Origin of the sequence: Hydrotalea sp., from assembly GCA_030054115.1 — a bacterium.
Classification (GTDB): Bacteria; Pseudomonadota; Alphaproteobacteria; order JASGCL01; family JASGCL01; genus JASGCL01.
In genome coordinates, this window is record JASGCL010000083.1 from 1 (window position 1) to 2396 (window position 2396).

The 2396-nt window shown below is 51.1% G+C and carries 1 protein-coding gene; it reads right to left on the bottom strand.

All coding sequences use genetic code 11. The features are described from left to right. Nucleotides 1-2183, bottom strand: a 2183-nt coding sequence (locus QM529_07720; protein ID MDI9314542.1) for a ribonucleoside-diphosphate reductase subunit alpha, incomplete at its 3' end; no start/stop codon positions are given. Nucleotides 2184-2396: the final 213 nt, after the last annotated feature.

Below are 2396 nucleotides of genomic sequence, written 5' to 3' on the forward strand. Positions count from 1 at the left end.
TGACAAACCTCGCATACTTCGCCGTCGTTGGGGTTGGCGGTGGGGGCGTTGGTTTGTGTGCGTGGCGTGTCGAGCAAGCCGTTTTCGGCCGCGGCCTCCAGCACCGAACCCATCAGGTCGTGGCGTTTTTCGGCACGTTTAATGGCTTGCGACCGGCAATAATAAAGGCTTTTCACGCCCAATTTCCACGCCAGGTAATGGATGTGGTGTAGGTCTTTTTTATGCACGTCGGGGCGCAAAAACAAATTGAGCGATTGCGCTTGGCAAACATATGGCGTGCGGTCGGCGGCAAAAATGACCAAGGTTTCTTGGTTGATTTCGTGGCCGGTTTTGAAAACCAATTTTTCGTCTGGCGTCAAGAAATCTAAATCTTGCACCGACCCGGCGTTCATGGTTATGCGACTCCATAATTCGGGGTCATTGCGTCCCTTTTCCTTAAATAATTTTTCCAAATGGCGGTTGCGCACCGTGAATGACCCGCTGAGGGTTTTGTGGGTGAAGCTGTTGGCGACGATGGGTTCGATGCCCGGGCTGGTGCCACCGGTGATGATGGAAATCGACGCGGTTGGCGCGATGGCAATTTTATGCGAAAAACGTTCGTTGAAACCAAATTCGGCGGCGTCCATGCATGGCCCGCGTTCGTCGGCCAATTTGTGCGACGCTTGGTCGGCCTTTTCCTTGATGTCTTTAAAAATTTTCTTGTTATAGGCCTTGGCGGTCGCGCTTTCCCATGGAATCATTTTTGATTGCAGGAAGCTGTGGAACCCCATAACCCCCAACCCAACCGACCGTTCGCGCATCGCCGAATATTTTGCATTGGCAAATTCGGGCGGCGCGTTGTCGATAAAATCTTGCAGAACATTATCCAAAAACCGCAACACATCCTCGACAATCATCTCGTCATTTTTCCATTGGTCATAGGTTTCCAAATTCAGCGAGCTGAGGCAACAGACCGCGGTGCGCATTTTGCCCAAATGGTCGATGCCGGTCGGCAAGGTGATTTCCGAACAAAGGTTCGATGTTTTAACCTGCAACCCCGCCAATTTGTGATGTTCGGGTTGGGCGCGGGCAATATGGTCGATGTTCAAAATATATGGCTCGCCCATTTCGACCCGCGCGGTCAGGATTTTAATCCAAATGTCGCGCGCCTTAACCCGCGTGATGATTTTGTCATCCTTGGGCGATTTCAAAGCCCACAGGTCGTCGCGTTCAACGGCGCGCATGAATTCATCGTTTATCACCACGCCGTGGTGCAAATTGGGGGCGCGGCGCACCGGGTCGGCCCCGGTGGTGCGGCGAATTTCGGTGAATTCTTCAATCTCGGGGTGCCACACCGGCAAATAAATGGCCGCCGAACCGCGGCGAATCGACCCTTGGGAAATGGCGTGGGTGATGGATTCCATCACCTTGATAAATGGCACAATGCCCGATGTTTTGCCGGACAGCGAAACCTGTTCATTCATCGACCGCAGGTTGCCCCAATAACTGCCGATGCCGCCGCCGCGCGCCGCCAGCCAGACATTTTCATTCCACAGGTCGACAATGCCCTTGAGCGAGTCGGTGGCCTCGTTCAAAAAACACGAAATGGGCAGGCCGCGTTCGGTGCCGCCGTTGGACAATATCGGCGTCGCCGGCATAAACCAAAGTTGCGACATGTAATCGTAAAGCCGTTGGGCGTGGGCCGAATCGTCAGAATAATATAATGAAACCCGTGCGAATAAATCTTGGAATGTTTCATTGCCAACCAGGTAGCGGTCTTTCAAGGTTTCTTTGCCAAAATCGGTGAGCAGGCTATTGCGGTCGTGGTTGATAACAATGCGCCGCCCCTTATCATTTTGGCGCACATTGCCGTCGATGACGTCTTCGCCCATTGCCAATTCATCGAGCGCGCCGATGGGGGTTTGCATGGCGCCGGATGTTAAATTGGGGTGATTGCGGGGGGTGGCGGTTTGACCCATGTTGTTGCTGTCAGATTTTGTTGTTGTTGGTTGGTGTAATTTTTTTTTGCTGATATTGGTGCGCACCACATCGATTGGTTGGGCATTGGCCGTTTGGTTTTCGCCTAGGCCACCTATTGTAGCATAATTGCTGGCATCTTGCACGTCCTCTTGCACCGTGCGATGCGCCTCTTGCGGGGCGCGTTCGCTGTTATAATTGTCATTGTAATCATCTTGTTTGGTCATGGTTTTTTCCTATTTCTTTTCTTTTTATTTTTTTTTGTTTCTTTAACATGCAACATTTACACCAATTGCCCGTTTTTTAAAGCAAAAAATCACAAAATCTTGTGTTTTTATGTTGTCGGGACACAACATTTTGTGTTTATGGCTGTTCGCACGGGCGCGCAATACCCTATCCCCAAAACTTGCAATATTGTTGTGGATAAGTCCTTTTTGGCC